Annotated in this window: 3 protein-coding genes; 2 read left to right on the forward strand and 1 reads right to left on the reverse strand. The window is 40.4% G+C overall.

Going from position 1 to position 2523, the window contains the following annotated elements; all coding sequences use genetic code 11:
* Positions 1-17 precede the first annotated feature (17 nt).
* Positions 18-722 carry a hypothetical protein gene (locus E1176_RS02445; protein WP_155208987.1) on the reverse strand — a complete coding sequence of 235 codons (705 nt, stop codon included), beginning with the start codon at positions 720-722 and terminating at the stop codon, positions 18-20.
* Positions 723-804: 82 nt separating this feature from the next.
* On the opposite strand from E1176_RS02445, the gene E1176_RS21325 reads away from it, so the two are divergent.
* Together E1176_RS21325 and E1176_RS02450 are read left to right on the forward strand one after the other, a co-directional pair.
* A complete protein-coding gene (locus tag E1176_RS21325; protein WP_343030493.1) occupies positions 805-1272 on the forward strand; it encodes an amidohydrolase family protein in 468 nt (155 codons plus the stop codon).
* Positions 1253-2518 (forward strand): amidohydrolase, encoded by a 1266-nt coding sequence (locus E1176_RS02450; protein ID WP_343030494.1) that lies wholly within the window; start codon positions 1253-1255, stop codon positions 2516-2518. Before E1176_RS21325 ends, E1176_RS02450 begins: the two co-directional genes overlap by 20 nt.
* Positions 2519-2523 lie beyond the last annotated feature (5 nt).

Here is a 2523-nt window from a genome sequence, read left to right on the forward strand (position 1 = left end):
GTTGTTATTCTATTGTGTTAGGACCCAAAAAGGATACCTACTGATATTTCTAAGCCTGTGTAATCTACTTTGGAGTCAGGGTAGTCTACGGCTTTGGTTTCAAGAGGCCCTGTCATGTTGCCACCAGTATATGAGCCATTTAATTCAATATCAGCGTCTCCGATAAAATAATTAGCTTCCAGCGAGAGTCCCCATTGGTTAGTAACCCGTATTACGTACTCAGTTCCGAAGTAGTAGCCAAGGCCTATACCATGGTTGTAGTCAAAGTCTGCATTGGCTACATCCCAACCTTCTGCTTTTTTTATGGCATCATCGATATTTCCATAGTTCAGTTTGTTGGAGAAGCCATAAAAACTAAATCCGCCCCCTTTTAGCCTAAACTCTTGCCTCTTGCCTATAAATTGTATTACAAATTCTAATGGCACCATGATCGTAAAATTAGGCCCTAAGAGTGGCTCTTTACTTTCGAAATCATCAATGTCTTTAATATTCAAACCTGACATTCTATACAAGGAAAAGCCGGTTTGTATAGCCATATATTGGTTTAGATCTACCCCAACACCTCTAATTGAAAAAGGGCTCACAGGAGTAGATACATAACCATCTTTGGGTACGAAATAAGAAAATGAGAGACCTACTTCCTGAGCCTGAGATTGGTTTGCTGCAAATGTAAAGAGTATTAAAAAGCCAATTATATACCGCTTACATGATTTAAAACTCATTATAAATAGTTGGTTTAGTTATTTATGAATTTGATTGATATCTTACCTCAATCAATCGAATGTTGAATATAAGAGAAAATTAATGAAGACATTACTCAAGGCACTTCCAATTTTATTGGCTGTTGCATTTTGCGCCTGCGAAGATATTGAAGAAAAGACCGCAGACCTAATTATCCAAGGGGGTACAATTTATACCATGAATGATGAACAACCCACTGCTGAGGCTATTGGTGTTGTAGATAATAAAATCGTATTTGTTGGCTCTATGGACGAGGCCGCTGGTTGGGTTTCAGATAAAACTAAGCTTATAGATCTCAATGAGAAAACACTTACCCCAGGCTTTATTGAAGGACACGGTCATTTTATGGGCCTGGGCTATAATGAGCTCAACCTTAATTTACTTAATGTAAAAAGCTATGACGAGTTTGTGCAAAAAGTAAAGGAAGCAGCAGAAAAAGCTGAACCCGGCCAATGGATTACAGGTAGAGGATGGCATCAAAGTAAATGGACACCAGCGCCAGAAATGATCGATGGCTTTCCACCTTCATAATGGAATTAGTGAAGTCTCTCCTGACAATCCTGTTTTCTTAAGACACGCCAGCGGTCATGCGGCTATTGCAAATGCAAAAGCTATGGAAATTGCAGGCGTTTTACCGATGTCTACAGAAAGTTTAGAGGAGGTTGATGTTGAAGGGGGTGAAATTATTAGAGATGAACTTGGAAACCCAACAGGGATATTTAATGAACGAGCGATGACACTGATCGCCAAACACATTCCTGAATCAACACCAGAAAAAGACCGTAGAGCTTTCGAATTAGCCGTAAAGGCGTGCTATCGTAATGGTATCACGAGTTTTCATGATGCTGGTATTGGTAGAGAAACCATTGACCTTTACAAAGAATTTAGGTCACAGGATAAGTTAGGTGTTAGAATATATGCCATGCTCACTGGCTGGGACAAAGAGCTACTCAAAGAGTGGTATGAAAAAGGCCCTATGGTTGATAGCGCTCACTGGTTGACCATCCGATCTATTAAACTCAATTGCGATGGTGCTTTGGGTTCGAGGGGAGCCTGGTTATTAGAAGAGTATACCGACAGACCAGGTCATTTTGGACATGAGACGTTACCTATGGAATTTGTAGCAGAAACATCTAAAAAAGGATTAGAACACGGCTTTCAGGTATGTGCTCACGCAATTGGAGACAGGGCCAATCAGGAAATACTTGATAGATACGAAAAAGCCATTAATGCAAATCCTGATGCTGCAAATGATCACCGCTTTAGAATAGAGCATGCTCAGCACCTTCACCCGGATGATATTCCACGATTTGCTGAATTAAATGTTATTCCAGCTATGCAGGCTATCCATATGGCTTCTGACCGTCCATGGGCGATCGATCGTCTTGGAGAGAAACGTATTGTAGAGGGTGCCTATATGTGGCAAAAACTTCTTCAGTCAGGTGTGCCAATTGTAAACGGAACAGATGTGCCAGTAGAGCCTATAAATCCTATAGCGAGTTATTATGCGAGTGTAACAAGGCAAACGCTTGAAGGTACTCCGAAAGGAGGTTACGAGCCAGAGCAAAAGATGACACGCGAGCAAGCACTAAGATCTTATACATTAGATGCAGCCTATGGTGCGTTTGAAGAAGATATAAAAGGATCTATAGAAGTGGGTAAACTGGCCGATTTTACGGTTTTCTCAAAAGATATAATGACAGTTGATGATTCAAAACTACTTGAAACAGAAGTTATGATGACTATAGTCGATGGCGAGGTGGTTTACGAAAAATAATTACT

Origin of the sequence: Fulvivirga aurantia, assembly GCF_009711475.1 — a bacterium.
Classification (GTDB): domain Bacteria; phylum Bacteroidota; class Bacteroidia; order Cytophagales; family Cyclobacteriaceae; genus Fulvivirga; species Fulvivirga aurantia.

Coding starts and splice junctions, on each gene's coding strand:
- E1176_RS02445 (WP_155208987.1), bottom strand. CDS start 722: ATGAGTTTTAAATCATGTAAGCGGTATATAATTGGCTTTTTAATACTC.
- E1176_RS02450 (WP_343030494.1), top strand. CDS start 1,253: ATGGCTTTCCACCTTCATAATGGAATTAGTGAAGTCTCTCCTGACAAT.
- E1176_RS21325 (WP_343030493.1), top strand. CDS start 805: ATGAAGACATTACTCAAGGCACTTCCAATTTTATTGGCTGTTGCATTT.